Below are 26,415 nucleotides of genomic sequence, written 5' to 3'. Positions count from 1 at the left end.
GCGCATCCTGAGGATTGCGACGGCCCGCGGTGTTCACCGGCGGGCCGTTCTTGTTTCTAGCGGATGCTTTCGCACATGAACGACGACCAACTGCTGCGCTACTCGCGCCATATCCTGCTGGACGAACTCGGCATCGAGGGCCAGGAACGGCTGCTGGCGGGCCATGCGCTGGTGATCGGCGCGGGCGGGCTCGGGGCGGCCGCGCTGCCCTACCTGGCCTCGGCCGGCGTGGGGCGCATCACCATCGTCGACGATGACGACGTGGACCTGACCAACCTCCAGCGCCAGATCCTTCACACCACGGCCAACGTGGGCCGGCCCAAGGTGGAGTCGGCGCGGGAAGGGCTGCTGCGGATCAATCCTGATGTCGATGTGCGGCTCGTGGCCCAGCGCGTGGGCGATGCCGAGCTGGATGCGCTGGTGGCTGCTGCCGATGTCGTGCTCGATTGTTGTGACAATTTCGCCACACGGCACGCGGTGAACCGCGCCTGCCTCGCCCATCGCAAGCCGCTGGTGTCGGGTGCCGCGCTGCGCTTCGACGGCCAGGTCAGCGTGTTCGACCTGCGCGATGCCGATGCCCCGTGCTACGGCTGCCTGTTCCCGCCCTCGGAACCCGCCCCCGAAGCCGCCTGCGCGACGATGGGCGTGTTCGCCCCGCTGGTCGGCATGGTCGGCACGGTGCAGGCGGCGGAGGCGCTCAAGCTGCTGACGGGCGTCGGCCAGACGCTGGCCGGCCGGCTGCTGATGGTCAATGCAATGTCGATGGAGTGGACCACGATGCGGCTGGCGCGCACGCCGGCCTGCGAGGTCTGCGGCGGGCACCACTAACGAAAGCGCTAGCGGGCCATCGACCCGGCGATCCCGGCGGTGGAGCCCCCTCCCCGCCGGTTCGCCTGATTGGCGCGATGTGCTGCCGGAAATGCTGGATGAAGAAAAGAATCCGAATGAGAACGGTTAATAACCCGTCCCGCACGGATGCGCGATGCCGCCAGGCACCGCGCGGTGGGCCGGCGGCTTACTGCTCGCCCGGCTCCATCTGCGACTGCAGATAGTTCTGCAGGCCAACCTTGTCGATCAGGTCGAGCTGCGTCTCCAGGTATTCGATGTGTTCCTCGGTGTCCGTGAGGATGTCCACGAGGATCTCGCGGCTCACGTAATCGCCCACCGACTCGCAGTACGCAACGCCTTCCTTGACGGTGGCGTGCGCGGTCTGCTCGAGCTTCAGGTCGCACTTGAGCATTTCGGGCGTGTCTTCGCCGAGCAGCAGCTTGTGCAGGTCCTGGAGGTTCGGCAGGCCGTCAAGCATCAGGATGCGGTCGATCAGGCGGTCGGCGTGCTTCATTTCGCCGATCGATTCCTTGTACTCGACATCACCGAGCTTCTTCAGGCCCCAGTGCCGATACATGCGGGCGTGGAGGAAATACTGGTTGATCGCGGTCAGCTCGTTCTTGAGCTGGGCGTTCAAATGCTGGATGACCTTCTTGTCACCTTTCATAGGGGGGCTCCTGTCATGACAACCGGACCCGCGCAAAAGCACGAAGGGGCGCCAAGTGGCGCCCCATTGCAGTCGGAACCGCGGTAAAGCCTGAATCGATCAGGCCACCAGCGCGGTACGCTGATCGTTCGCGACTGCCGGGTCACGAGCGTCCATTATCGCACGTGACGTAGTCGTGGAACAGGAAGAAATCTCGACGACCTGAATGGTCGACAGCGAGGAGGCACGCATCGTCTGCACGGCGGCCACGCCTTCGCACAGCACTTGCTTCGCGCAGTCGCGGCAACGGCCGCAGCAGGTGCCCACGCCGAGGGTCTCGGCGAGTTCGTCCATGGTCGAGACGCCAAGGTGAACGGCGCCATGAATCTCGTGGTCGGTAACCTGGTTGCAGATGCAAACGTACACAAATACCTCCTGGGGGCGGTGTCGGCACCGGCATGCCGAACAGCGATGGAGGCCAGAATATCAGAGAAGCAGAATGATAACAATTCCCATTAATCGCTTTGGGGGTATGGCGTCACACAGGCGATAAGCATGGACTTTCGGGGTCACTTTTCCGACAGGAAAGTGACCCCGGCTTCGCCAACATTGCAGACAGAAACCCTAAGAATCAGAGGGTTGTATGAGACTTGGGAGGATGTGCCTCAGGGCGCGATCTGCTTCAGCGCCGCCGCCAGTTCCTCGGGCTCGTAGCAGTTGAGCACGCGGTCCACCAGCGGCCCCAGGCTCTCGCAGTCAGCATGGATCACTTCCTGCTTCACGCGCAGCAACTGCGCCGGGTGCATGGAGAACTCGCGCAGGCCCATGCCCAGCAGGAGCCGCGTCATGGCCGGGTCCCCCGCCATCTCGCCGCACACGGCCACGGGCACGCCGGCCCGGTTGGCTTCCTGGATGGTGCGGGCAATCAGTTGCAGCACGGCCGGGTGGAGCGGGTCATAGAGGTGGGCCACGGCGTTGTCGGCGCGGTCGATGGCCAGCGTGTACTGGATCAGGTCGTTCGTGCCGATCGACAGGAAGTCCATCCGCTTGAGGAACAGCGGCAACAGCAGGACGGCAGCCGGGATCTCGATCATCGCCCCGACCTTCATGCTCGGGTCGTATGGCTGGCCGCGCTCGTCGAGTTGGCGCCGCGCCTGGGCGATCAGGTCCAGCGTCTGGTCGATCTCGCTCGCGTGGGCCAGCATCGGAATCAGCAGCCGCACCGGGCCGAACGCCGAGGCGCGCAGCAGCGCGCGGAGCTGGGTCAGGAACATCCCCGGCTCGGACAGCGACCAGCGAATCGCGCGCAGCCCGAGCGCCGGGTTCAGTGCGGTCTCGAAGTCGTCGCCACGCAGGTCCAGCGGCTTGTCGGCGCCGACGTCGATGGTGCGGATGGTCACGGGGAGGCCGTGCATCGCCTCCACCGCGCGACGGTAGGCGGCAAACTGCTCCTCCTCGTCGGGCATGGCGTCGCGCCGGTTCATGAACAGGAATTCGGAGCGGAACAGCCCCACGCCGACTGCGCCGGCGGCCAGCGCGGCGGTGGCGTCCTCGGCCAGTTCGATATTGGCCAGCAACTCGATCTCGAGCCCGTCCAGCGTCACGGACGGCGTGTGGCGCAGCCGTTGCAGGCGCTTCTTCTCCAGCGCGCGCTCGCTCTGGCGGTGGCGGTATTCCTCGAGGATGATTGCCGACGGATCGACGATGACCAGCCCCGCGTCGCCATCGATGATGATCCAGTCGTCCTGGCGGATCAGCTCGCTGGCGCTTTTCACGCCCACGGCGGCCGGGATGTCCAGGCTGCGCGCGACGATGGCCGTGTGCGAGGTGCGCCCGCCCAGGTCGGTCACGAAGCCATGGAACACGGTCTGGCGGAACTGGAGCATGTCCGCCGGGCCGATGTCATGCGCCACGACGATCACGCCCGGCGCGGGCTCGCCGTCCGGGGCCAGGGCCGGCACGGGCGCCGGGGCCAGCACCGGCGCGCCGGCCAGCACCTTCAGGATCCGCTCCACCACCTGCTGGATGTCGGCCTTGCGCTCACGCAGGTACTCGTCCTCGATCTCGTCAAACTGACGCATCAGTTCCTCGAGGCGGGTGGTGAGCGCCCACTCGGCGTTGTAGCGCCGCTGGCGGATCAGGGCCTCGGGCTCGCGCGAGAGCGCCTCGTCGTCGAGGATCATCGCGTGCACGTCCAGGAACGCGCCCATTTCCTCGGGCGCGTCGCGCGGCAGGTCACGCTTGAGCGTCACCAGTTCCGCGCGCACGGCGGCGCGCGCCGAACGTAATCGCTCCACCTCCGCATCGAGCCGGTCTTCATCGACCAGATAGTGCGAAACGTCGAGCGCAGCCGGTGCGAGGATGTGGGCCCGCCCGATGGCGACCCCACGCGAAACCGGAATGCCGTGCAAGGCAAAAGGCATGAACCGCTCCGTCAGGAACGTTTAGGAATTCGGTATTGTGCGTCGATACTCACTCGCCCTCGCCGAACCGGTTGGCGATCAGCGCCAGCAGCGCGTCCATCGCCTCGTTCTCGTCGGGGCCATCGGTCTCGATCGTGACCGTCGAACCAATGCCCGCCGCAAGCATCATGACGCCCATGATGCTTTTGGCATCGACCTGGCGACCGTTGCGGGACATTTTGACCTGGCTGGCGAAACTCCCCGCCAGTTGCGTCAGTTTGGCGGAGGCGCGGGCATGGAGCCCGAGCTTATTGATGATGGTTGTGTCCCTCAGCAGCATATTTGTCGGGATGATTGGCGGTTTGGTTCTGGACAGTGGTGTTGCCGACCTGCAGCACGCCCTGCGCGCCGCCGGCCAGCGCCTTGGTGGCAAGCTGGTCGAGCACCTCGGTGCGGTAGCAGATCGCGCGCACGAGCATGGGAAGATTGACGCCGGCAAGCACCTTGACCTTGCCGGGATCGGCCAGGCGCGCGGCGATATTGGCCGGCGTGGCCCCGAAAATATCGGTGAGCACCAGGGCGCCGTTGACCTCGGAGACCGCGGCCAGGCGGCGCCGGGCTTCGGCGAGCACCACGGCAGGGTCGGCGTCGGGAAGGACGTCGATGGCCTCCACGCGCGGCGGTTGGCCGCAATAGACGTGGGCAGCGCAATCCCGCAGCGCCGAAGCCAGCGGCGCGTGCGCGATGATCAGAATTCCGGCCATGATGTGAATCCGTTGGACTGCCCGAATTGTAGCAGGCGGCCTCGCGGCCAAATCCCGCGATACCGCCCGGCGTCCCCGGAGTGTGGTGCCTTAGCGTCGCCCGGTTGTCTTATTTGTTGTTGACGGCAGCTTCCAGCGCATCGACAAACATCGCGGCCACGTTGAAGCCGGTCTGCTGCGTGATTTCCTGGAAACAGGTCGGGCTCGTCACATTGACTTCAGTCAGGCAGTCGCCGATCACGTCGAGGCCCACCAGCAGCAGGCCCTGCTTGAACAGGCCCGGCGCCAGCGTCTCGGCGATCTCGCGGTCGCGCGCGCTCAGTTCCTGGGCGCGCCCCAGCCCGCCGGCCGCCAGGTTGCCCCGGATCTCGGTGCCCTGCGGAATCCGCGCCAGCGAGTACGGCACCGCCTTGCCGCCGATCAGCAGGATGCGCTTGTCGCCTTCCTTGATGGCCGGGATGTAGCGCTGGATCATCAGCGTGCGGGCGCCGTTGTCGCCCAGCGTCTCGACGATCGCGCCAAGATTCATCGCATCGGGCCCCACGCGGAAGATGCCCATGCCACCCATGCCGTCCAGCGGCTTGACGATGATGTCCTGGTGCTCGGCATGGAAGGCGCGGATGCGGTCCGCATCGCGCGTGACCAGCGTCGGCGTGACGAACTGCGGGTAGCGGGCGATGGCCAGCTTCTCCGAGTGGTCGCGAATCGCCTGCGGCTTGTTGAAGATGCGGGCACCCTGCGCCTCGGCCAGCTCCAAAAGCCACGTACTAGTCACATACTCCATGTCGAACGGCGGATCCTTGCGCATCAGCACCGCGTCGAACGTGGCCAGCGGGGTCAGCACCGGCTCGCCGAGGCGGAACCAGTCGGTGGCATCGTCCGTGACGCGCAGCGGCTGCGTCACCGCCTCCACCACGTTATTGGCCAGCGACAGCCGCGACTGGAGGCAGAACGACAGCTCGTGCCCCCGCGCCGCCGCTTCCTTCATCATGGCGTAGGTGGAGTCCTTGTACGTCTTGAAGGTCTCCAGCGGGTCGGTAATGAACAGGATGCGCATGGTGGGATCTGGGTTCCTGGCTCAGATGATCGGGTTCGGATCGGTCTTCTCGAGTTCCAGCGAGGCCGCCAGCAGCGCCAGCCGCGCCACCACGCCATACATATAGAAGCGGTTCGGCACGGCCGCGCCCGGCTTGGCGTGGCTGTCCGGAATGCCGTTCGGGGCAAACGCCAGCGGCACGAAGTGCATGCCCGGCGCGTTCAGGTTCTCGTCGTTGCCGCGGCCCGTGTGGACGCGGTAGAAGCCGCCCACCACGTAGCGGTCGATCATATAGACCACCGGCTCGGCCACCGCCTCGTTCACCTTCTCGAAGGTGTGCACGCCTTCCTGGATGATGACGTCGGAGACTTCCAGCCCCTCCTTCACCACGCTCATCTTGTTGCGTTCCTTGCGGTTCAGGCCCTTGACCTCGGACGGGTCCCGCACGGTCATGATACCCATGCCATAGGTACCGGCATCGGCCTTCACCACCACGTAAGGCGTTTCCTTGATGCCGTACTCGCGGTATTTCTTGGCGATCTTCTTCAGCACGCCTTCCACGGCATCGGCCAACTCTTCCTCGCCCACGCGCTCGTGGAAGTCCACGCCAGTGGTCCGGGCGAAGTAGGGATTGACCATCCACGGGTCGATATCAATCAGCTTGGCGAACTTCTTGGCCACCTCGTCGTAGGCGGCGAAGTGGCTGCTCTTGCGGCGCGTGGACCAGCCCGCGTGCAGCGGCGGCAGCAGATATTGTTCGTTGATGTTCTCGAGCACGGGCGGAATGCCGGCCGAGAGGTCATTGTTGAGCAGGATCGAACAGGGGTCGAAGTCCTTCAGCCCCAGCCGGCGGCCCTTGGTGCCCAGCCGCGCGAGCGGCTCCACCACCAGCGTCTGGCCGTCGGGCAGCTCGATCGGGGTGGGTTCGGTGATGTCCTCGGACAGCGACCCCAGGCGCACATTCAGGCCCGCCTGGCGCATGATCAGCGACAGCCGCGCCACGTTCTGCAGATAGAACATGTTGCGGGTGTGCCGCTCGGGGATCAGCAGCAGGTTCTTGGCGTCCGGGCAGATCTTCTCGATCGCGGCCATGGCGGCCTGGACGGCCAGCGGCAGCATTTCCGGGGCGAGGTTGTTGAACCCGCCCGGGAACAGGTTGGTATCCACCGGCGCCAGCTTGAACCCGGCATTGCGCAGGTCCACGGAACAGTAGAACGGCGGCGTATGCTCCTGCCATTCCAGCCTGAACCAGCGCTCGATGGACGGCGTCGCGTCCAGGATCTTCTTTTCGAGTTCGAGCAGCGGACCGTTCAGCGCGGTGATGAGATGCGGGACCATATCCATCCTAATTGATCGTCTTTATTGTCCGCCCCGATTGTAGAGGAACGGCCAATAGGCTGCTGACGCCCGCCGTATAACCATATGCGGCGGTCAGCATAATAATCCGGGATGTGGGGGCGGTCGGGCAAAAAAAAAGCGCGGCGTGTGCCGCGCTTTCAAATGGCCTGACAGATACGGGGAGCGTTCTGCAGGTGGAGGAAACTGCCTCACTCGCACTGTATGTGCGGCTCCCCTTAAAGACAATTGAGACTTTTTAAGATCCGATTTAAGCACTCTGCGAATACCCCGCGAGGCCTTGTCGGGGCTGGCCCTGCGCCCGTTCGGGCGGCTTTCGGGCAGAAAAAAGCCCGGCACGAGGCCGGGCGAAACTCCTGAGAGAAGATTCCCAATCAGCTCTCCAGCACAACTCTGTCGTGGATATCAGACCTCGTAGGCGGTTTCGCCGTGGGAGGTGATGTCCAGGCCTTCGCGCTCTTCCTCTTCCGGAACGCGCAGACCAATCAGCATGTCGACCAGCTTGTAGGCCACCAGGGCCACCACGCCCGACCACACGATGGTGGTCAGCACGCCTTCGAACTGGATCCAAACCTGGCCGGCGATCGAGTAATCGTCCGCCACCTTGTTGGCCACGTAGTCGTAGATGCCCGTGCCGCCCAGGCTGGGCGCGGCGAACACGCCGGTCAGCAGCGCACCCAGGATGCCGCCCACACCGTGCACGCCGAAGACGTCCAGCGAGTCGTCCATGCCGAGCAGGCGCTTCAGGCCGGTCACACCCCACAGGCACAGCAGGCCAGCCAGCAGGCCGATCACGATGGCGCCCATCGGGCCGACGAAGCCGGCTGCCGGGGTGATCGCCACGAGGCCGGCGACGGCGCCCGAGGCACCACCCAGCATCGACGGCTTGCCCTTGCCGATCCACTCGCCGAAGGTCCACGACAGCACGGCGGCGGCGGTAGCCAGCAGCGTGTTGACGAAGGCCAGGGCGGCGCCGCCGTTGGCTTCCAGGCCCGAGCCGGCGTTGAAGCCGAACCAGCCGAACCACAGCAGCGAGGCACCGACCATGGTGAAGGTCAGGCTGTGCGGACGGATCGCTTCGCGGCCGAAGCCGATGCGCTTGCCGTACATGAAGGCACCCACCAGGCCCGCGACAGCGGCGTTGATGTGCACCACGGTACCGCCGGCGTAGTCCAGCGCGCCCTTCTGGAACAGCCAGCCCGACTTGGCCGTGGCGGCGGTGCCGGCAGCGGCGTCGGTGTAGGCGTCCGGACCCGGCCAGAACCAGACCATGTGGGCCATCGGGATGTAGGCGAAGGTGAACCAGAGCACCACGAACACCAGCACGGCCGAGAACTTGGCGCGCTCGGCGAAGGCGCCGATGATCAGGCTGCAGGTGATGGCGGCGAAGGCGCACTGGAAGGCGAAGAACACCAGTTCCGGCACGACCACGCCCTTGCTGAACGTGGCGGCCACGGCGTCCACCGTCAGGCCCTTCATGAACAGCCGGTCCGTGCCGCCGAAGAAGGCGTTGCCTTCGGTGAAGGCGAAGCTGTAGCCGTAGACGGCCCACAGGATCGACACCACCGAGAAGATCACCAGGCACTGCATCAGCACCGAGAGCATGTTCTTGGAGCGGACCAGGCCGCCGTAGAACAGGGCCAGGCCGGGCAGCGTCATCAGGATGACGAAGGCCGTGCAGACCAGCAGCCAGGCGGTATCGCCCTTGTTCGGCACGGGCGCGGCGGCGGGGGCAGCCTCGGCCGGCGCAGCAGCGGCGGCGGCAGGGGCCGCGGCAGCCGGGGCGGCGGCAGCGGGGGCAGCGGCGGTGGCCGCTGCCGGGGCCGAAGCCTCGGCGGCGGGCTTGTCCTGCGCCACGGCATGGGTGGACAGGCCGAGGCCGGCCGTGCCGAGCGCCAGCGACATCGCGCCGGCCGTCAGGATTCGCTTGAACCAGGTTGTCATGAGCTTAACCTCTTGTCTCGTGTCTTTTATCTCGTGTCAGAGCGCGTCGCCGCCGGTCTCGCCGGTGCGGATGCGAATGACTTGTTCGATCGGCGCGATAAAGATCTTGCCGTCGCCAATCTTGCCGGTGCGGGCCGACTTCTCGATGGCCTCGATGGCGCGTTCCACCACGTCGTCCGGCACCGCCACCTCGATCTTCACCTTGGGCAGGAAGTCCACGATGTACTCGGCGCCCCGGTACAGCTCGGTATGGCCCTTCTGGCGGCCAAACCCCTTGACTTCGGTCACGGTGATACCGGACACGCCGACGTCCGAGAGCGCCTCGCGCACCTCGTCCAGCTTGAACGGCTTGATGACTGCAATGATGAGTTTCATCCCATTTCTCCTCGGGGCGACCCGGTCTGGCAGGCCGCCCGCCTCGATGCACTAATTAGAAAGTCTTGGTGAGCGACGCCCAGAACGTCGACTTGCCCAGGTAGCGACCGCGCGTGTTGGTGTACACGGCCTTGTCGGCGTTGGTGTCCACGTACGCAATCGCCACCGCGAAACCCTTGCCCAGGTCCTTGGTCAGACCGACCTTCCAGTCGGTGTACGACGCATCGCTGAAATTCTTCACGCCCTGGTAGCCCACGTGGGCGTTGAAGGTCAGGTCCCAGAAATTCAGCGGCACGTTGGCCGTCAGGTCGATGTAGTAGCTGTTCTTCGAGTCGTTGAACCCGAACAGGTTGGTCAGCGAGTGCGAATACTTCAGGAAGACCGGGCCCCAGCCAATGCCGGCGTACAGCTCGGTGGTGTAGGGGCGCGGGGTGTTGTAGCCGCCCGGGTAGTAGTACTCGAGCACGCCCACGTCATAGTTGAAATCGGCGCCGCCGGCGCTGAAGGTGTTCTTGAAGCCGCCGTAGAAGTCCATTTCCACGGGCGCCGAGACCGTCGAGTCGGCGTCTTCGAGCCAGCTGATGCTCGAGTTCCAGTTGCCGACATAGAAGCCGCTCGAATGCGCGTAATCGAACCCACCCTGAATGGCCGGACGGCGGTTGGTCTGGCTGATACCGCGATAGCGGTAGTCGCTGACCAGCGAGACGTTCGCCGTGAAGGTATGCGGCGATGCTTCCTCGGCGGGGGCTGCAGCCGGGGCGGCGGCCGGGGCCGGCTCGGCCGGGGCGGTCTGCGCCATGACCGGGGCGGCTGCCAGCAGAAGTGCGGCGGCGCTGGCGCTGACTGCGAGGCTGAACGTCTTCATCGGGGTTTCTCCTTTTCCTTGTGGTCTTCGCGGGCTCGATTTGAGGTGTTTGCTACCTTTGTTTGTGCCCGGGCGGCTTTTTCCGCTGCCTCGGGCATTGACGCTCCTGAGCCGATTACTGCAACAGCCGTGCCAGCCCGATTCCCCGCCTGCGGTGCATCGTCCTGGGGGGCTTCCGGATCGTTCGCGGGCGCCCGACACACCACTTTGTCGACGATCGAAGCAGACATTTCGCCCCCGCCGAATCCGTTAAAAGATGTGTCCGGGCCTTGCCGGCGCTTTCATGGCGGGCGCCGAGGGGTCATAATCCGCCCATACAGGGTCAAGTGCTGCGCGCTTGGCGCGATCCCCCAGGCGCGAAGGCGGCCGGCGGACGCATGACGGACACAAGATGGGTGCCAGGACGCACCGCGCCCCAGTCGGGTGCACCGGCATGCGTCGATCCCGGCGCTCGCCGGGTCCGTCAGCACCATTCCGGTGCGGGAGTGCGGATAGCAGCGCAGCGGACCCCGAATCCATTGCATTGGTCACCACGAGGAGTTCCACCATGAAACCGACCGATCTGTTCAACGACCTGCAGCAGAAGGTCAGTGAGGCGCTGCGCAACTCGCCGGCCAAGGACATCGAGAAAAACGTGCGCAGCATGATGACGCAGGGCTTTGCGCGCCTGGACCTGGTCACGCGCGAGGAATTCGACGTGCAGTCGCAGGTGCTGGCCCGCACGCGCGCCCGGCTCGAGGAGCTGGAAGCCCGCGTGACCGAGCTTGAGCGCCGCGCCACGCCGGGGGCAGCGCCCCAGGGCGGCGCGCCGACGGCAGGGGTATGACGCCCCGGCGCCGATCCAGCGCCACCTCAGCAGGCCAGAAAGGCCGCCGGACTCCGGCGGCCTTTTTCGTTAACACTTTCGCAAATCGGGAGCGGCCCGCACCATGAGTCTCGCCGTGCTGCGCAGCCGGGCGCTGACCGGGGTGGAGGCGCCGCCGGTGGCCGTGGAGATCCACATCGCCAACGGGCTGCCCGCGTTCAATATCGTCGGACTAGCCGACACCGAGGTGCGCGAGAGCCGCGAGCGCGTGCGTGCCGCCTTGCTCAACAGCGCCTACGAGTTTCCAGCCCGGCGCATCACCGTCAACCTCGCCCCGGCCGACCTGCCCAAGGAGTCCGGTCGCTTCGATCTGGCCATCGCGCTGGGCATCCTCGTGGCGAGCGGCCAGCTGCCGGGGGACGGGCTCGATGCCTGCGAATTTGCGGGCGAGCTGTCGCTGGCCGGCGACCTGCGCCCGGTGCGCGGCGCGCTGGTCATGGCGATGGGGCTCGCCCGCGACAACGCCCGCCGCACCGCCCAGGGCCAGCCGGCGCGCGCCTTTATCGTCGCCGACGGCAACGGCCCCGAAGCCGCGCTGGTCGATGGCCTGACCGTCCACGCGGGCGCCACCCTGCGCGATGTCTGCGACCACCTCGGCCCCCTGCCCGACCGGCGCCTGCCGCGCGCCGAGCCGCCGGGGCTGGCCGCATGGCCCGATGGCGTCAATATCGGTCCGGACATGCGCGACGTGCGCGGCCAGCTACAGGCGCGGCGGGCGATGGAGATCGCGGCGGCGGGCCAGCATTCCGCCCTGCTGGTGGGGCCGCCCGGCACCGGCAAGTCGATGCTCGCGCAACGATTCGCCGGATTGCTACCGCCGATGACGGCTGCCGAGGCGCTCGAAGCCGCCGCCGTGCTGAGCCTGACGCCGGGCGGCTTCCAGCCGGCGCAATGGGGCCGGCGCCCGTTCCGCAGCCCGCACCACACGGCCAGCGCGCCGGCACTGGTCGGCGGCGGCGGCAATCCGCGTCCCGGGGAGATCTCGCTGGCCCATCACGGCGTGCTGTTTCTCGACGAATTGCCAGAGTTCGAGCGCCGCGTGCTCGAAGTCCTGCGCGAGCCGCTGGAGACCGGCCACATCACCATTTCGCGCGCGGCGGGCCAGTCGGACTTCCCCGCGCGCTTCCAGTTCGTGGCGGCGATGAACCCGTGCCCGTGCGGCTACCTCGGCCACCCGTCGCGGCCGTGCCGCTGCACGCCGGACCAGATCCAGCGTTACCAGTCGAAGGTGTCCGGGCCCCTGCTGGACCGCGTGGACCTGCAGATCGAGGTGCCGGCGCAAAGCCAGCAGGAGATTTTCGATGGCCCGCCCGGCGAGGGCAGCGCGGCGGTTCGCGCACGGGCCGTGGCAGCGCGGGCGCGGCAGCTGGGGCGGCAAGGCATGCCGAATGGGGAGTTGTCCGGGCGCGCCATCGACGATCACTGCCCGCTGGCGGCCGACGCGCAGGCGTTGCTGCGCGGGGCGATGCAGAAGCTGGGCTGGTCGGCGCGGGCGTATTTCCGGGTGCTGAAAGTGGCCCGGACGATCGCGGACCTGGAAGACGCGGCGGTACTGACCGCCGCGCATGTGGCGGAAGCCATCCAGTACCGGCGCGCGTTGCGGGCGGGTTAGACCGGGGGTTCCACCGGCGGGGGCGGCGGCTCCTCGATTGGGGGCAGGTCAGGCGGGTGGCCGGGCGGCGGGGGCTCGGGAGGGGGCTCCCGGTGCGCGGCAGTCAGGGCGCTCAGGGCGCTCTGGGCGATCAGGGCAGAACGCAGTACAGCAGGCATCGGGGATCTCCGGCAACGGTCTCTCCCCATTGAAGCAAACCCGGCCGGCAGGCGCCAGCCGGATCGCGACCATCTTGCTGCGACTTCAGGCCGGATGCCGGCGCACGAAGAACAGCGCCGTGCCCACGGCCACCAGCACGCCGCCGAAGAAGCGGTTCTGCCAGCGCACCGCGCGGGCGTTGCGGAACAGGCCCTGCATGCGCGAGGCCAACAGCGCGTAGCCGTGCATGACGACCAGATCCACGCCGCACATCGTCGCGGCCAGGATGGCGAGCTGCGGGCCGAGCGGATGGGTCGGGTCGATGAACTGCGGCAGCACGGCCACCATGAAGATGATCCCCTTTGGGTTCGTCACGTTGGTCAGCAGACCCGTGGCGAACCGGCGGCGGCGGCTCATCACGGCGACGCGCGCGCGGCCCGGGGCGCCCTCGCCATCAACATTGCCTTCCCGCTGCGACTCGACCTTGGCCCGCCATTGCTGGATGCCGAGGTAGATCAGGTAGGCCGCGCCGATGGTCTTGACCACCACGAACGCCTCTTCGGAGGCCAGCAGCAGCGCGCCCAGCCCGCCGCCCGCGATCAGCAGGATGATCACCAGGCCCGTTTGCAGGCCCATGATCGTCGTCGTTGTCTTCTTCAGCCCGTACGAGAGCCCGTGGCTCATCGACAGCACGGCGCCCGACCCCGGCGAAATCGCGATCACCCAGCACGCGGCGAAATACGCCAGCCACACTTCCCAACGCATCTTGTTCTCCTTGGAACGTCAGTCAACTCACAGAAATCGGTCAGAACGGATGGAATCCGGTCAGGAACTGCTCCACCTGCTCGGCCTGCCGCGCGTCACGGGCGGCGTCGCCCGACTCGAGCACGACGGCCTGATACGCGCGCGTGCCGGACGCCACCAGCCGCGCGGTAAGCCGGCGCGGCGATTTGTCCTGCGGCGAGACGCCGGTTACGGTCAGCTCCACGCCCTCCAGCGCCACGGGCGGCTTGGCGGCCGACGTCACCGTGATCGCGCGCGTGCGCGCCGGGGCCTCGGGATGGGCGCCGAGGTTGGCCACGAGGCCGGCCTGCATCGACGCCAGCGCCTCGCGGCGCAGCGCGGCGTCGTCGGCGGGCAGCGTGACCACGCCCACGGCGAACAGTGTGTCGTCGATGCGGGACGCTTCCATCGTCATCGGCAGCTTGCGCCCGGCAATCGCTACGTCGCGCGCGGCGCTGGTCGGCTTGCCGGGATAGAGCGCAGCGTACTGGCCGTCGTCGGACTGGATGGTGCGCCAGTCATAGCGCGGCGAGCAGCCGGCCAGCGCCGCCAGCAGCGCGAGGACAAGGGACGGCAGGATGGCGTGGGGAAGCGAACGGAGCGGTCGGCGGGGTTGGCGGAGCATGGAGAACATTCTTATCAGGCGACGGGGCTGACGGGTGCGTCTTTGACCACTCGCACGCCCGCTGGCGCAAGCCGGTATTATCCGGGAAGCCGCGCGCGACCGCTCGTCGCCGCATCGATTTTCTGCGAGTTTCGCCCCGAGTTTGGCCCCGTCTTCTATGCGTCCACGCCTGTCCACCCTTCGTGCCCTGCCCTGGCTCGCGGCCCTGCTGCTGGCCAGCGGCGCCGCCAACGCGGCGGGCCACCTGCCTGCCGTGACCGACGTGGCCGCCCAGACCGCCGCCGCCGCCAAGTCCGGCGAGCCGCTGGTGGTGCTGGTCAGCCTGCCCGGCTGCAGCTACTGCGAGACGGTGCGCCGCAACTACCTCGCGCCGCAGGCCGCCGCCGGCGAGATCGCCGCGCGGGAAGTGGACATGACCGCCGACACGCCGATGCGCGACATCGACGGCACCATGACCACCGCCAAGAAGTGGGCGCGTGCTCACAACGTGTCCGTGGCACCGACCGTGCTGTTCCTCGACGCCAACGGCCAGCCCGTGGCCAACGCGCTGCTGGGCTTGCAGGGCGATTTCTACGGCGCCTACCTGGAGCAGGCGCTGGACACCGCGCGCGCCAAGATCGCCCGGAAGTAGAATAGCGACGTTCTTCGACGATTTTCCGCCGATCCATCTCACGGGACTGCCTCCCATGTCTGACTCCACCGTCTCCACCGCACCGAAGCGCCGCCCGATCGTGCCGATCGCCGTCGCCGTGGTCATCCTCGCCGTGCTCGGCTTTTTCGGCTTCCGCGCGCTGGCGCCGGCCAGCACCGTACCCGCCGCCACCTTCACGCTGCTCTCGGGCGAAAAGGTCAGCACGGCCGACCTCAAGGGCAAGGTCTACCTGATCAACTTCTGGGCCACGAGCTGCACCACGTGCGTCAAGGAAATGCCCGACATGATCAAGACCTACCAGCAGTTCAAGGACAAGGGCCTGGACTTCGTGGCCGTGGCGATGAACTACGACCCGCCGATGTACGTCGCCAACTTCGCCAAGACCCGCGACCTGCCGTTCAAGGTGGCAATGGACTCCGACGGCACGGCCGCCAAGGCCTTCGGTGACGTGCAACTCACCCCGACGACCTTCGTGGTCGACAAGAACGGGAAGATTCTCAAGCGCTACGTCGGCGAGCCCGAATGGGAGTCGCTCCACAAGCTGCTCGACGGCGCGCTGGCCAGCGCGGCCTGAAGCGCCCAAACGTCCGCCGTCGGCGGACATCGCTGACTGACAGAAGGCACCCCATGTGGGTGCCTTTCTTTTTTTGCGATCGGCTGCGCCCGCTCAAGTCGGATTCACTCCAGTTTGGTCAAGCTGATGCCCTCGCCGCCGCGGGCGGTCACCAACCATGGTTGATTCGTTATAGAATCAATTCTGATCAAATAAAGGGTCATGACGCCGAACTACACGAAGCCTTTCAGCCAGTTTGTAAAAAAGGCGCATAGGCCACTTCAACTGACCATCGAGGATGAAGTGGAAGTCGTTTGCAACAACCCGGAAGTCGGCCAAGCGAAAGTGGCGGATCTGGCGGGGATCTGGGTCCATAAGTTCAAGTTCAACCGCCAGGAATACTTGATGGCCTACCGGCCGCCCACTGAAGCGCAGAAAGCTGCCGGCATCGACATTGAACTGTTGCTGATTGATTTTTACCAAGTGGGCTCGCACGAGAATTTCTACGCCGAGTTGAAGATGTATCTGAAAGCAGAGAGGAAATCGTGAATATTGCAACCGCAGAAGAACTGATGAGGCATCTTGGCGAGATGCCTGCGCAGGAGCGGCTGAAGTTTTTCGCCATGGTCGGTCAACGTGCGTTCCGCGACGAGAATCTGAGCCACGAGGAGGTCTTCGGCCACCTGGCAGAGGACGACTTCACGGCAGCCGAAGCGGCGGAATATCTTGAGATCTCGATGGCCACCTTCCGCCGCTTCGTGCGCGATGGGAAGCTGACTTCGCATGCAACGGTCGGCCGTAGCCAGTTATTTTCCGTAGCGGATCTGAAGGCATTCAAGCGGCAACGCAAGGCGATCAAGGGCTGATTCCCCAGGGCGCCGGCGAATTGCGCCCAGCACCGCACTCTTGTGTTGTGGGGCCCTCACGACCCGCTTGCCTCCCAAAGCTGTATGGATATACAGTGAGCGCCAGAATTTTCTCAGCCGCCCCTGCCCCTGCCCGTGTCCCCGGATCCTGTTCTCGAAGCCGACGCCCCCGACGTCCCTGCTGACGTCCCCGCCTACCTGACCCGCCTGAACCCGGAGCAGCGTGCGGCGGCGTCGCATGCCGGGGATGCGCCGCTGCTGATCATTGCCGGCGCCGGCTCGGGCAAGACCAATACGCTGGCGCATCGCGTGGCGCACCTCGTGCTGGGCGGGGCTGATCCGCGTCGCATCCTGCTGCTCACGTTCTCGCGCCGGGCTGCCGCCGAGATGGGTCGCCGTGTGGAGCGCATCGTCGATCAGGCGCTGGGCACCAGTACCGGGGCGGGCCGGGCCGCGCTGCAATGGTCGGGCACCTTCCACGCCATCGGCGCCCGGCTGCTGCGCGAGTACGCTGAAACGCTGGGCCTGGCGCCCACCTTCACCATCAGCGACCGGAGCGATTCGGCCGACCTGATGCACGTGGTGCGGCACGACCTCGGCCTCTCCGAGCAGACCTCGCGCTTCCCGCGCAAGGAAACCTGCCTCGCGATCTATTCGCGCGTGGTCAACACCCAGCTCCCGCTGGAAGTGATTCTCAAGACGCAATTTCCCCGCTATGCGATGTGGGCGGACGCGCTCAAGGCCCTGTTCGCCGGCTACGTGGCCGCCAAGCAGAAGCAGCAGGTGCTCGACTACGACGACCTGCTGCTCTACTGGGCGCAGGCGCTGATCGAGCCGTCGCTGGCGCAGGACATGGGCGCGCGCTTCGACCACGTGCTGGTGGATGAATACCAGGACACCAATGCCTTGCAGGCGTCGATCCTGCTCGCGCTGAAGCCGGACGGGCGCGGCCTGACCGTGGTCGGCGACGACGCCCAGTCGATCTACGCGTTCCGGGGCGCCACCGTCCGCAACATCCTCGATTTTCCGCAGCATTTCTCGCCGCCCGCGCATCAGGTGACGCTGGCGCAGAACTATCGCTCCACCCAGCCGATCCTGGCCGCCGCCAACGCTGTGATCGGGCTGGCCGCAGAGCGGTTCACCAAGGATTTGTGGTCGCTGCGCGAGTCGGCCGAGAAGCCGGGCGTGGTGGTGGTCAACGATGAAGCCGATCAGGCGCGCTACGTGGTGGAGCAGGTGCTGGCGCGGCGCGAGGCCGGGCTGACGCTGATGGCGCAGGCCGTGCTGTTCCGCGCGGCCGACCACAGCGCGCAGGTCGAGATCGAACTGGCCCGCCGCAACATCCCGTTCGTGAAGTTCGGCGGCCTGAAATTCCTGGAATCGACCCACGTCAAGGACGTGATGGCCGTGGTGCGATGGCTGGAGAATCCGCGCGACCGCATGGCCGGCTTCCGCACCCTGCAGTTGCTGCCCGGCGTGGGCCCGAAAACCGCCGCGCGCGTGCTGGAGGGGCTGGAAGCGGCCACCGAGCCACTGCTGGCGCTGGAGGCCTTCGAGCCGCCGCCCGCCGCCGCGCCGGCCTGGGCCGAACTGATCGCGCTGGCGCGCGGGCTGATGGCGCCCACCTCGCCGTGGCCGTCGGAGTTCGAGCAGGTGGTGGCGTGGTACCTGCCCCATCTGGAGCGGATTCACGACGATGCCGCCGCGCGGCAGGCCGATCTCCAGCAGATCGAGCGGATTGCGGCCACCTATGCCTCGCGCGAGCGCTTCCTGACCGAGCTGACGCTCGATCCGCCGAGCGCGTCCAGCGATGAATCCGGCGTGCCGTCGCGCGACGAGGACTACCTGATCCTGTCCACGATCCATTCGGCCAAGGGCCAGGAGTGGAAGGCGGTCTACGTGCTCAATGCGGTGGATGGCTGCATGCCGTCCGACCTCGCCACGGGCACCACGGAAGAAATCGAGGAAGAACGCCGGCTGCTCTACGTGGCGATGACGCGCGCCAAGGACCACCTCGACATCGTGGTGCCGCAGCGCTTCTACGTTCATCAGCAGGTGGGATTTGGCGACCGCCACGTCTACGCGTCGCGCACGCGCTTCCTGCCGAACCGGGTGATGCCGAACTTCTACAGCCGGTCCTGGCCGCCCCCGCCGATGCCCGGCGACGCGCCGACCAAGGCCCCCCTGCCCCAGGTAGACCTGGCCAGCCGCATGCGCGATATGTGGAAGTAGCCGGCCGGGATCAGACGAGTTCGATGCCGGCCTGCCGCACCACATCCAGCAAGGCGCCGTCGCGCAGCAGCGCGGCCACGGCCTCGATGTCATCGGTCATATAGCGATCCATCGCCAGGAACGGCACGCGTGTCCGCACGAAGTGGAACACGGCGCGGCCCGCCGGCGCCAGTTGCTCCACAGCGCCGGCCAGTTCGGCGGCCTGGCACGCGGCCAGCAACTCGATGGCGAGGATGTACTGGTTGTTATCGAGGATGCGGCGCGCGTTGCGGGCCGCGATCAGCCCCATGCTCACCACGTCCTGGTTGTCGCCATTGGACGGCACGCTCTGGATGCTGGCCGGGCTGCAGATCGTCCGGTTCTCGGCGATCAGCGCCGTCGCCGGGTACTGCGCGCCGGCAAACCCGCACGACAGCCCCTCGTTGGCGGCCGCCAGGAAGGCCGGCAGGCGGTTGTTCAGGTGCGGGCTCAGCAGCCGGTTCAGGCGGCGCTCGGACACCACGCCCAGCTGCGTCGCGGCGATGGCGAGGAAGTCCATCGCGAACGCCACCTGCTGGCCGTGGAAGTTGCCGCCGTGGAACAGCGCGCCATCATCGAAAAACAGCGGGTTGTCGTTCGACGAATTGAGTTCACGCTCGACCACCGTGGCGCAATGGTCCAACGTGTCACGCACGGCGCCGAGCACCTGCGGGATGCAGCGCAGCGTGTAGGCCTTCTGGATAAAGACGCCGGTGCCGGTGTTCTTCTCGTCGCCGGCGCGCGTCTTCATCTCGGCGGACAGCTCGCCATGACCGGCCAGCCGGTCGGAATCGGCCAGCAGCGCGCGCATATTGGTGGCGGAGCGGATCTGGCCCGGGTGCGGCTTGGCGATGTCGTGGCCGTGGGCCATGAAGGCATCGGCGGAAGCGGACAAGCCCTCCAGCGCCAGCGCGGCGATGATCTCGGCCTGCGTGATCTGGGCGCGCAGCGTCTCCAGCAGCAGGCAGGACACGCCGGTCATGGCCGAGGTGCCGTTGATCAGCGCCAGCCCTTCCTTGTAGGCCAGCGCGATCGGGGCGATGCCATGCTCGCGCAGCACCTCGGCAGTGGGCGCGGTGCCGCCATCGGCGGTCAGGACCTTGCCTTCGCCGATCAGCGTGATCGCCACGTGCGAGAGCGGCGCGAGGTCGCCGCTGGCGCCGAGCGAGCCCACCTGCGGCACGGCCGGCGTGATGCCGGCGTCCAGATACTTCAGCAGTTGTTCGATGACCAGCGGGCGCACGGCCGAGTAGCCGCGCGAGAGCGCGTTGGCGCGCGCCACCATCATCGCCCGCACTTCGTCGCGCGAGAACAGCGGACCGACGCCGGCGCAGTGGCTGCGCAGCAGGTTTTCCTGCAGCGCGCGGCCGTGCTCGATATCGACCCAGTTATGGACCAGCTCGCCGAAGCCGGTGGAGACGCCATAGATCGGCACATTGGCCGACGCTACCTGCTCGAAGCGCGCGCGGGCTTCGCCCACCTTGTCGAGCACGGCGCCCGGCACTCGACCGGGGCGGCGGCCACGCGCCACGTCGACAACGGCGGGCGCGGTAAGGTGATGGCCGTCGATGTCGGCGGCAGGCAAGGCGGAGCGGGTGACTTCGGACATGGGGCGGATCAGCAATCACAGGGGCGCACGAGGCGAAGGGCCCCGAGTGTACCAAGCCCGTTACAGTCCGTAGCGCTTGATCTTGTCGTACAACGTGGCCTTGCCGACCTGCAGCAGATCCGCCGCCTGGCTCACCGCGCCGCCGGTGCGCGCGAGCGTATCGGCGATCACGGCGCGCTCGTAGTGCTCCATGCGCTCGCGCAGCGGTGCGGAGTCGTCCGCGACGTCCGGCTTGCCGCTCACGCCTTCGGGCACGCCCAGCACCAGCCGGTCCGCCGCGTTGCGCAACTCGCGCACATTGCCGGGCCACGGGCGCTGCATCAGTGACTGGCGCTGCATCTCCGAGAGGATCGGCGCGGGGCGCTGGTAGCGCACGGCCGCCACCAGCATGAAGTGCTCGAACAGCGGCACGATGTCCTCGCGGCGGTCGCGCAGCGGCGGCAGCGGAATCGTCACCACGTTGAGCCGGTAGAGCAGATCCTGGCGGAAGGCGCCCTGCGCTACCAGCCCCTCCATGTCGCCCTTGGCCGCCGCCACGATGCGCACGTCGATCGGCACCGAGGTGTTCGAACCCAGCCGCTCCAGCGTGCCCTCCTGCAACACCCGCAGCAGCTTCACCTGGAGCGCCAGCGGCATGCTCTCGATCTCGTCCAGGAACAGCGTGCCGCCCGACGCATGCTCCAGCTTGCCCACGCGGCGCTTGCCCGCGCCGGTGAAGGCGCCGGCCTCGTGGCCGAACATCTCGCTCTCGAAGATCGCCTCGGGCACCGCGCCGCAATTCAGGGCGATGAAGGGCGCGTCGCGCCGGGTGGACAGCGCGTGGAGGCTGCGCGCCACCAGTTCCTTGCCGGTGCCGGTTTCGCCGTTGATCATCACCGGCACATCGGTGGGCGCCACGTTGGCGATCAGGTCGCGCACGCGCGCCATCGCCGCCGAGCGGCCGATGATGCGCGTGCCCGCCGCCGGGCCCGCCAGCTGGCGGCGCAGCGCCACGTTCTCCAGTTCCAGCGCGCGGCGCTCGAGGGCGCGGCGCACGGTGTCGGTCAGGCGGTCGGCCCCGAACGGCTTCTCGATGAAGTCGTAGGCGCCCTCGCGCATGGCCTGCACGGCCATCGTGATGTCGCCGTGGCCGGTGACGAGGATCACCGGCACGCCGGGCGCGGCGTTGCGGCAGTGGTGCAGCAGGTCGAGCCCGCTCGCGCCGCCCAGCCGCACATCGGTCACCAGCACGCCGGGAAAGTCGGCGCTGAGGTGCGGCATGGCCGCCTCCGCCGAGGGCAGCGCCAGTACCGCGAACCCGGCCAGTTCCAGGCTCTGCGCCGTGGCCTGCCGCACCAGCGGCTCATCCTCCACAAACAGCACGCGCAATCCGTCTTGCATCGCCATCCCTTATTCCTGCTTGCCTTCTCAGGCAGTGGTGGCGGGCTGGTACGCCCGCCGCAAAGTCACCACGAATTCAGCGCCGCCGCCATCCGCGTTCTGCGCCGCCAGCTGGCCGCCGAACTCGCGCACGATCGACGAGGAAATCGCCAGCCCCAGCCCGAGCCCCTGGCCGATCTCCTTGGTGGTGAAGAACGGCTCGAACAGGCGCGGCAGCACATCGGGCGCAATGCCGGGGCCATTGTCGCGCACGGACACGCTCACCGCCTCGGGGGCGACGTACACCGTAATGTCGATGTGGCCGGCCTGCCGCGCTTCCGGTCCCTCGCCGGCAATCGCGTCCAGCGCATTGCCGACGAGGTTCAGCAGCACCTGCTCCAGCTTCAGTTCGTCCGCCCAGACGGCGATCTCGGCGCCGTCGGCCCCTTCGGTCTCATCGCCCTCCAGCCCGCGCACGGTCAGCCCCACGCCGGCCAGGCGCGGCGCCATCAGTTGCAGCACGTGGTCGATGGCCGCGCGCACGCGCACGGCGTGGCGCCGGGGCCGCGCCTTGCCGGCGAACAGCTTGAGCTGGCCGGTGATCTTGCCCATGCGGGTGGTGAGATCGGCGATGGCGCCGAGGTTGCCGGTGGCGGCGTCCAGCTGGCCGCGCTCCAGCAGCACGCGGGTGTTGTCCGAGAACGTGCGCAGCGCGGCCAGCGGCTGGTTCAGCTCGTGCGTGATGCCGGCGGCCATCTGCCCCAGCGCGGCGAGCTTGCTGGCCTGCACGAGTTCGTCCTGCGTGGCGCGCAGCTCGCCTTCGGCGCGGGTACGCTCGGCCACCTCGGCTTCGAGCTGTTCGTTGATCGCCATCAGGTCGGCCGTGCGGGCCTCCACGCGGCGTTCGAGTTCGTCATAGGCCGCTTCGAGCATGCGGCGGCTGTATTGCATGTCGCGCGCGCGCTGGCGGCGCTGGCGCAGGTTCACCAGCAGCAGGCCGACGCAGGCGTAGGCCAGCGCCGCGCCCACGGTGGCGCCGCGCGCGCTGGCCAGCACCGGGTCCAGCGGCGCCATGACCTGCATGGTCCAGCCGGCCGGACCGACATCGCGGCTGATCTCCAGATAGCGGTCGCCCCGGTCGGCGGTGAGCCCGATGCCGCCGGCCGGGCTGCCGGCCTCGCCATCGGCGCCCAGCCGCACCAGCCGCGCGTTCTCGCCCAGCACGGTGTCGCCGAGCCAGCGCGTGACCGGCGAATCCAGCGCCAGCAGCGGCAGCGGCGTGACCGCCTGATCGTGGTACTGGCGGGTGTTGTGCAACTCGGCCTGGAGTTCGGGCGGCAGCGTGCGCAGCGTGCGGTACTGCCAGGCCGGCACGGATGAGAGGAAGATCACGCCATGGTCGTCGGCCACCATCAGCGGCTCCGCCCGGCCCGCGCCGGCGCGCTGGAACCACTCCAGGTTCAGCTTGACCACGGTCACGCCGATGACCTTGCCGCCCGACTCGATCGGCTGGGCGATGTAGTAGCCCGGTTCGTCGCTGGTGATGCCGATGGCGTAGAAGCGGCCCACCTCGCCCCGCGCCGCGCGCTGGAAGTACGGCCGGAAGCGGTAGTCGGTGCCGACGAAGCTGCCCGGCTCGCCGTGGTTGCTGGCAGCCAGCGCCATGCCATTGGCGGCAATCACATAGGTGGCGGAGGCGCGCGCGCGCCGGTTCACATCGACAAGATAGTCATTGACCGCGGCAATCCGTGCGGGGTCCTGGGGGGCGGCCAGCAGCCCGCGCACCGAGGGATGCAGGGAAACCAGCGCGGGGAGGAATTCGTAGCGGTCGAGGGTGGACTCGAGCGTGGCGGCGTAGCGCTCGGCGCGCATGGCCGTGGATTGCTGCAGCGCGGAGATCCCGCGCTGCACCGACAGCAGCCAGGTCAGCCCGCAGAGCAGCAGCAGGCCGGCCAGCAGGGCGCCGGCAAAGCCATACCAGCGCGGGCCGGGTCCGGGCGCATGCACGGAACCCGGCGCCGCAGGGTCATGTACGGCTAGAAAATCGTCGGAATGAGGCATCGGCGCGCACGAAGGGTCTCGCGCCGATGATACCCGTTGCCGGGACAGGTCAGCGGGCCGCGTCGGCCAGTCCGACGGTGTCATCTTCGCCACGCAGCACGCGGTTCAGGCGGGCACGATCCAGTTCCTTTTCCCAGGCGGACACCACCACGGTGGCCACGCCGTTGCCGATGATGTTGGTCAGCGCGCGGCATTCGCTCATGAAGCGGTCGATGCCGAGGATCAGCACCATGCCGGCCACCGGGATGGTCGGCACCACGGCCAGCGTCGCCGCCAGCGTGATGAAGCCCGAGCCGGTCACGCCGCTGGCGCCCTTGGACGTCACCATGGCCACGGCCAGGATCGTCAGCTGCTGGAGCAGCGTCAGCTCGATGCCCGTCGCCTGGGCGATGAAGACCACCGCCATCGTCATATAGATATTGGTGCCATCCAGGTTGAACGAGTAGCCCGTGGGCACCACCAGCCCCACCACCGACTTCGAGCAGCCCAGGCGCTCCATCTTCTCCATCAGGTGCGGCAGCGCGGCCTCGGAGGAGCTGGTGCCCAGCACGATCAGCAACTCTTCCTTGATATAGGCGACGAAGCGGATGATCGAGAAGCCCGTGAACTTGGCCACGGTACCCAGCACCACCAGCACGAACACGATGGCCGTGAAGTAGAACGTGCCGATCAGCTTCAGCAGCGGCACCAGCGAGCCCAGGCCGTACTTGCCGATGGTGAACGCCATGGCGCCGAACGCGCCGATCGGGGCCACCTTGGTGATCACGTGGACGATGTGGAAGAACACCTTCGAGACCTGGTCCACCATCTCATGCACGATCTTGGCGCGGTCGCCCAGCACGGCCAGGGCCGAGCCGAAGAACAGCGAGACCAGCAGGATCTGCAGGATGTCGCCATTGGCGAACGCGCTGAAGACCGTGTCCGGGATGATGTGCATGAAGAACTCGGTCGTGCTCTGGCCGTGGGCCTTGGACACGTATTGCGAGATCGACTTGGTGTCCAGCGTGGCCGGATCGATGTTGAAGCCCACGCCCGGCTTGAGCGCGTGCGAGGCCAGCAGGCCGATCAGCAGCGCGAAGGTCGAGACGATCTCGAAATACAGCAGCGCCTTGCCGCCCACGCGGCCTACCTTCTTCATGTCGCGCATGCCGGCGATGCCGGACACCACGGTACAGAAGATGATCGGGCCGATGATCATCTTGATCAGCTTGATGAAGGCGTCGCCCAGGGGCTTCATCTCCACGCCTGTGTCGGGCCAGAAATGGCCCAGCAGGATGCCCACGGCAATCGCGAACAGCACCTGCACGTACAGGATCTTGTAGAAGGGTTTCCTCATGATGTCGTCCTCGGTGTTTTTTGACCGGTGCCGGGCGCTCGGGGCGCCCGCTATGCACGCCTGGCGGATTGCGGCGCGTCTGAAGGTAACTATTTGCAACAGACGTGCCACCGAGGCACTTGTCCGCAAGCCATTGATTTGGAATGACTTTCGATTTTCCGGACGGCCGACGGGTCCGGCTTTCCGGAATTCCGGACCGGGCCGCTCCGGGTTTCCGGAAGCCGATGCGACGTGGGGATCGCCTTGCAAGGGCATATCGCATCACATTTAGCCAAATCGGCCGATGCAGCGGGGCCCGATCGCCCGCCCCATTCCGGAAATCCGGGCAGCCCCGCATGGCGGAACGCGGAGTCTGACGACGTATAATTCCGTGCTTCCCTAACGCCATCGACGCATCCGCCCCCGCGAGCGCGCCCGAGCATGAGCAGCTACTACCAACACCACGTCTTCTTTTGCCTGAACGAGCGCGACGACGGCAAAGCCTGCTGCACCGACCACAATGCCAAGGCGATGCAGGAATACGCGAAGAAGCGTTGCAAGCAGCTTGGCATTTCCGGCGCCGAAGGCCGCGTGCGGATCAACAAGGCCGGCTGCCTGAACCGGTGTGAACTCGGGCCCGTGCTGGTGGTCTACCCCGAGGCCGTCTGGTACACCTTCGTCGACGAGCAGGACATCGACGAGATTATCGACAGCCATCTGGTGAACGGCAAGCCGGTCGAACGCCTGATGCTCGACCGCTGATCCGCCTCCGCCGTGCCCGCCGGGTCCGCCCGGTTTTTTTGTTGCCCGGTTTTTTTGTTGCCCGTCTTCGTCCCGCTTTCACTCCTGCTCCTGCCACCATGAACGCGCATACCCAGGTCACCACGATTCCCGGCCCCGTCGGCGCCATCGATATCTCGATCGACCTGCCGCAGGGCATGCCCGTGCGCGGCCTGGCGCTGGTGGCGCACCCGCACCCGCTGTTCGCCGGCACCAAGGACAACAAGGTGGCGCAGACGCTGGCGCGCACCTTCGTCGCCCTCGGCTACGCCACGGTGCGGCCGAACTTCCGCGGCGTGGGCAACTCGGCGGGCGAGCATGACCAGGGCATCGGCGAGCAGGACGACCTGCTGGCCGTGGTGGACTGGATGCGCACCCAGACCGCGTGGTCCCCGGACGCCGCCACGCTGCCGCTGGCGCTGGGCGGGTTCTCGTTCGGCAGCTTCGTGCAGACGCACGTGGCGCGGCGGCTGGCCGAGGCCGGCACGCCGGCGCAGCGCCTGGTGCTGGTGGGAACCGCCACCAGCCGCTGGGACGTGGCGCCGGTGCCGGCCGACACCATCGTCATCCATGGCGAGCAGGACGAGACCGTGCCGCTGGCCAGCGTGCTGGACTGGGTCCGGCCGCAGGAACTCCCGATCATCGTCATTCCTGGCGCCGACCATTTTTTTCATCGCAAGCTGCATCTGATCAAGCAGCTTGTCGTCAACGCGTGGGACCGGTGATCCGTC

Annotated in this window: 26 protein-coding genes; 10 read left to right on the top strand and 16 right to left on the bottom strand. The window is 67.2% G+C overall.

The genetic code is table 11. The features are described 5' to 3' along the window. Positions 1 to 75 precede the first annotated feature (75 nt). A complete protein-coding gene (locus BM115_RS05915; protein ID WP_092291605.1) occupies positions 76 to 828 on the top strand; it encodes a HesA/MoeB/ThiF family protein in 753 nt (250 codons plus the stop codon). 187 nt (positions 829 to 1,015) lie between these two features. Here the strand turns inward: BM115_RS05915 and bfr are convergent, their stop codons facing one another. From bfr to BM115_RS05865, 10 genes are all read right to left on the bottom strand, one after another. Beyond that, a complete protein-coding gene (gene bfr, locus BM115_RS05910) occupies positions 1,016 to 1,495 on the bottom strand; it encodes a bacterioferritin (protein ID WP_092291603.1) in 480 nt (159 codons plus the stop codon). A 99-nt stretch (positions 1,496 to 1,594) separates the two neighbouring features. Continuing rightward, positions 1,595 to 1,900: a (2Fe-2S)-binding protein gene (locus BM115_RS05905; RefSeq protein WP_092291601.1), complete on the bottom strand. Its 306-nt coding sequence runs from the start codon at positions 1,898 to 1,900 to the stop codon at positions 1,595 to 1,597. A gap of 239 nt (positions 1,901 to 2,139) precedes the next feature. Further along, entirely contained in the window at positions 2,140 to 3,897 is a 1,758-nt protein-coding gene (gene ptsP, locus BM115_RS05900) for a phosphoenolpyruvate--protein phosphotransferase (RefSeq protein ID WP_092291599.1), read from the bottom strand. Between the two features lie 49 nt (positions 3,898 to 3,946). Then, positions 3,947 to 4,216 carry an HPr family phosphocarrier protein gene (locus BM115_RS05895; RefSeq protein WP_092292115.1) on the bottom strand — a complete coding sequence of 90 codons (270 nt, stop codon included), beginning with the start codon at positions 4,214 to 4,216 and terminating at the stop codon, positions 3,947 to 3,949. After that, entirely contained in the window at positions 4,185 to 4,640 is a 456-nt protein-coding gene (locus BM115_RS05890; protein WP_092291597.1) for a PTS sugar transporter subunit IIA, read from the bottom strand. Before BM115_RS05890 ends, BM115_RS05895 begins: the two co-directional genes overlap by 32 nt. Before the next feature lie 109 nt (positions 4,641 to 4,749). Beyond that, on the bottom strand, positions 4,750 to 5,697 hold the full coding sequence (gene gshB, locus BM115_RS05885) for a glutathione synthase (protein ID WP_092291595.1): 948 nt from the start codon (positions 5,695 to 5,697) through the stop codon (positions 4,750 to 4,752). Between the two features lie 21 nt (positions 5,698 to 5,718). Beyond that, a complete protein-coding gene (gene gshA / locus BM115_RS05880) occupies positions 5,719 to 7,014 on the bottom strand; it encodes a glutamate--cysteine ligase (protein ID WP_092292113.1) in 1,296 nt (431 codons plus the stop codon). 423 nt (positions 7,015 to 7,437) lie between these two features. After that, on the bottom strand, positions 7,438 to 8,976 hold the full coding sequence (locus tag BM115_RS05875) for an ammonium transporter (protein ID WP_092291593.1): 1,539 nt from the start codon (positions 8,974 to 8,976) through the stop codon (positions 7,438 to 7,440). A gap of 36 nt (positions 8,977 to 9,012) precedes the next feature. Continuing rightward, entirely contained in the window at positions 9,013 to 9,351 is a 339-nt protein-coding gene (locus BM115_RS05870; protein WP_092291590.1) for a P-II family nitrogen regulator, read from the bottom strand. A gap of 55 nt (positions 9,352 to 9,406) precedes the next feature. Next, on the bottom strand, positions 9,407 to 10,216 hold the full coding sequence (locus BM115_RS05865) for a TorF family putative porin (RefSeq protein WP_092291588.1): 810 nt from the start codon (positions 10,214 to 10,216) through the stop codon (positions 9,407 to 9,409). 547 nt (positions 10,217 to 10,763) lie between these two features. Between BM115_RS05865 and BM115_RS05860 the strand changes: the two genes are divergently transcribed. Continuing rightward, complete coding sequence (locus BM115_RS05860; protein WP_092291586.1) at positions 10,764 to 11,042, top strand: accessory factor UbiK family protein; 279 nt, start codon at positions 10,764 to 10,766, stop codon at positions 11,040 to 11,042. A 103-nt stretch (positions 11,043 to 11,145) separates the two neighbouring features. Then, complete coding sequence (locus tag BM115_RS05855) at positions 11,146 to 12,693, top strand: YifB family Mg chelatase-like AAA ATPase (RefSeq protein WP_092291584.1); 1,548 nt, start codon at positions 11,146 to 11,148, stop codon at positions 12,691 to 12,693. A 243-nt stretch (positions 12,694 to 12,936) separates the two neighbouring features. Here the strand turns inward: BM115_RS05855 and BM115_RS05850 are convergent, their stop codons facing one another. Both BM115_RS05850 and BM115_RS05845 read right to left on the bottom strand, forming a co-directional pair. Beyond that, positions 12,937 to 13,596, bottom strand: a complete 660-nt coding sequence (locus BM115_RS05850) for a LysE family transporter (protein WP_092291582.1) — start codon at positions 13,594 to 13,596, stop codon at positions 12,937 to 12,939. 40 nt (positions 13,597 to 13,636) lie between these two features. Then, positions 13,637 to 14,239 (bottom strand): hypothetical protein, encoded by a 603-nt coding sequence (locus tag BM115_RS05845; RefSeq protein WP_092292111.1) that lies wholly within the window; start codon positions 14,237 to 14,239, stop codon positions 13,637 to 13,639. Positions 14,240 to 14,396: 157 nt separating this feature from the next. On the opposite strand from BM115_RS05845, the gene BM115_RS05840 reads away from it, so the two are divergent. The 5 genes from BM115_RS05840 to BM115_RS05820 all read left to right on the top strand — a co-directional run bounded on the left by BM115_RS05840 (position 14,397) and on the right by BM115_RS05820 (position 18,542). Further along, complete coding sequence (locus tag BM115_RS05840) at positions 14,397 to 14,870, top strand: thioredoxin fold domain-containing protein (protein WP_092291580.1); 474 nt, start codon at positions 14,397 to 14,399, stop codon at positions 14,868 to 14,870. Positions 14,871 to 14,925: 55 nt separating this feature from the next. After that, on the top strand, positions 14,926 to 15,465 hold the full coding sequence (locus tag BM115_RS05835; protein WP_092291578.1) for a TlpA disulfide reductase family protein: 540 nt from the start codon (positions 14,926 to 14,928) through the stop codon (positions 15,463 to 15,465). 201 nt (positions 15,466 to 15,666) lie between these two features. After that, entirely contained in the window at positions 15,667 to 15,993 is a 327-nt protein-coding gene (locus BM115_RS05830) for a type II toxin-antitoxin system RelE/ParE family toxin (RefSeq protein WP_092291576.1), read from the top strand. Further along, on the top strand, positions 15,990 to 16,310 hold the full coding sequence (locus BM115_RS05825; protein ID WP_092291574.1) for a helix-turn-helix domain-containing protein: 321 nt from the start codon (positions 15,990 to 15,992) through the stop codon (positions 16,308 to 16,310). Before BM115_RS05830 ends, BM115_RS05825 begins: the two co-directional genes overlap by 4 nt. Positions 16,311 to 16,445: 135 nt before the next feature. Beyond that, positions 16,446 to 18,542: an ATP-dependent helicase gene (locus tag BM115_RS05820; protein WP_177219857.1), complete on the top strand. Its 2,097-nt coding sequence runs from the start codon at positions 16,446 to 16,448 to the stop codon at positions 18,540 to 18,542. 10 nt (positions 18,543 to 18,552) lie between these two features. On the opposite strand, the gene cmdF is transcribed toward BM115_RS05820, so the two are convergent. Genes cmdF through BM115_RS05800 form a run of 4 tightly spaced genes read right to left on the bottom strand, consistent with a single transcriptional unit; the run spans position 18,553 to position 24,925 of the window. Next, positions 18,553 to 20,169, bottom strand: a complete 1,617-nt coding sequence (gene cmdF, locus BM115_RS05815) for a tyrosine 2,3-aminomutase (protein WP_092291570.1) — start codon at positions 20,167 to 20,169, stop codon at positions 18,553 to 18,555. A gap of 60 nt (positions 20,170 to 20,229) precedes the next feature. After that, positions 20,230 to 21,549, bottom strand: a complete 1,320-nt coding sequence (locus tag BM115_RS05810; protein WP_092292109.1) for a sigma-54-dependent transcriptional regulator — start codon at positions 21,547 to 21,549, stop codon at positions 20,230 to 20,232. Positions 21,550 to 21,576: 27 nt separating this feature from the next. After that, entirely contained in the window at positions 21,577 to 23,589 is a 2,013-nt protein-coding gene (locus tag BM115_RS05805; RefSeq protein ID WP_092291568.1) for a sensor histidine kinase, read from the bottom strand. 49 nt (positions 23,590 to 23,638) lie between these two features. Beyond that, on the bottom strand, positions 23,639 to 24,925 hold the full coding sequence (locus tag BM115_RS05800) for a dicarboxylate/amino acid:cation symporter (RefSeq protein WP_092291566.1): 1,287 nt from the start codon (positions 24,923 to 24,925) through the stop codon (positions 23,639 to 23,641). A gap of 420 nt (positions 24,926 to 25,345) precedes the next feature. Here BM115_RS05800 and BM115_RS05795 point away from each other — a divergent pair, with 420 nt between their 5' ends. Next, on the top strand, positions 25,346 to 25,666 hold the full coding sequence (locus BM115_RS05795) for a (2Fe-2S) ferredoxin domain-containing protein (protein WP_092291564.1): 321 nt from the start codon (positions 25,346 to 25,348) through the stop codon (positions 25,664 to 25,666). Positions 25,667 to 25,764: 98 nt separating this feature from the next. Then, positions 25,765 to 26,409, top strand: coding sequence for an alpha/beta hydrolase (locus BM115_RS05790; protein WP_092291562.1), 645 nt, complete (start codon positions 25,765 to 25,767; stop codon positions 26,407 to 26,409). The last annotated feature ends 6 nt before the right edge of the window (positions 26,410 to 26,415 follow it).

It is taken from the genome of Cupriavidus sp. OV096, assembly GCF_900115455.1.
GTDB lineage: Bacteria > Pseudomonadota > Gammaproteobacteria > Burkholderiales > Burkholderiaceae > Cupriavidus.
The sequence above is the reverse complement of the archived record's forward strand: the minus strand, read 5'-3'. Positions and strand labels throughout refer to the sequence as shown.

Bases quoted from the DNA above. Each gene is read 5' to 3' on its own strand.
- BM115_RS05845 (WP_092292111.1), bottom strand. From the start codon at position 14,239: ATGCTCCGCCAACCCCGCCGACCGCTCCGTTCGCTTCCCCACGCCATC.
- BM115_RS05915 (WP_092291605.1), top strand. From the start codon at position 76: ATGAACGACGACCAACTGCTGCGCTACTCGCGCCATATCCTGCTGGAC.
- BM115_RS05890 (WP_092291597.1), bottom strand. From the start codon at position 4,640: ATGGCCGGAATTCTGATCATCGCGCACGCGCCGCTGGCTTCGGCGCTG.
- BM115_RS05830 (WP_092291576.1), top strand. From the start codon at position 15,667: ATGACGCCGAACTACACGAAGCCTTTCAGCCAGTTTGTAAAAAAGGCG.
- gshA (WP_092292113.1), bottom strand. From the start codon at position 7,014: ATGGTCCCGCATCTCATCACCGCGCTGAACGGTCCGCTGCTCGAACTC.
- BM115_RS05870 (WP_092291590.1), bottom strand. From the start codon at position 9,351: ATGAAACTCATCATTGCAGTCATCAAGCCGTTCAAGCTGGACGAGGTG.
- BM115_RS05850 (WP_092291582.1), bottom strand. From the start codon at position 13,596: ATGCGTTGGGAAGTGTGGCTGGCGTATTTCGCCGCGTGCTGGGTGATC.
- BM115_RS05875 (WP_092291593.1), bottom strand. From the start codon at position 8,976: ATGACAACCTGGTTCAAGCGAATCCTGACGGCCGGCGCGATGTCGCTG.
- BM115_RS05860 (WP_092291586.1), top strand. From the start codon at position 10,764: ATGAAACCGACCGATCTGTTCAACGACCTGCAGCAGAAGGTCAGTGAG.
- BM115_RS05795 (WP_092291564.1), top strand. From the start codon at position 25,346: ATGAGCAGCTACTACCAACACCACGTCTTCTTTTGCCTGAACGAGCGC.
- gshB (WP_092291595.1), bottom strand. From the start codon at position 5,697: ATGCGCATCCTGTTCATTACCGACCCGCTGGAGACCTTCAAGACGTAC.
- BM115_RS05855 (WP_092291584.1), top strand. From the start codon at position 11,146: ATGAGTCTCGCCGTGCTGCGCAGCCGGGCGCTGACCGGGGTGGAGGCG.
- ptsP (WP_092291599.1), bottom strand. From the start codon at position 3,897: ATGCCTTTTGCCTTGCACGGCATTCCGGTTTCGCGTGGGGTCGCCATC.
- BM115_RS05865 (WP_092291588.1), bottom strand. From the start codon at position 10,216: ATGAAGACGTTCAGCCTCGCAGTCAGCGCCAGCGCCGCCGCACTTCTG.
- BM115_RS05810 (WP_092292109.1), bottom strand. From the start codon at position 21,549: ATGCAAGACGGATTGCGCGTGCTGTTTGTGGAGGATGAGCCGCTGGTG.
- BM115_RS05800 (WP_092291566.1), bottom strand. From the start codon at position 24,925: ATGAGGAAACCCTTCTACAAGATCCTGTACGTGCAGGTGCTGTTCGCG.
- BM115_RS05835 (WP_092291578.1), top strand. From the start codon at position 14,926: ATGTCTGACTCCACCGTCTCCACCGCACCGAAGCGCCGCCCGATCGTG.
- BM115_RS05895 (WP_092292115.1), bottom strand. From the start codon at position 4,216: ATGCTGCTGAGGGACACAACCATCATCAATAAGCTCGGGCTCCATGCC.
- BM115_RS05790 (WP_092291562.1), top strand. From the start codon at position 25,765: ATGAACGCGCATACCCAGGTCACCACGATTCCCGGCCCCGTCGGCGCC.
- BM115_RS05805 (WP_092291568.1), bottom strand. From the start codon at position 23,589: ATGCCTCATTCCGACGATTTTCTAGCCGTACATGACCCTGCGGCGCCG.
- cmdF (WP_092291570.1), bottom strand. From the start codon at position 20,169: ATGTCCGAAGTCACCCGCTCCGCCTTGCCTGCCGCCGACATCGACGGC.
- BM115_RS05840 (WP_092291580.1), top strand. From the start codon at position 14,397: ATGCGTCCACGCCTGTCCACCCTTCGTGCCCTGCCCTGGCTCGCGGCC.
- bfr (WP_092291603.1), bottom strand. From the start codon at position 1,495: ATGAAAGGTGACAAGAAGGTCATCCAGCATTTGAACGCCCAGCTCAAG.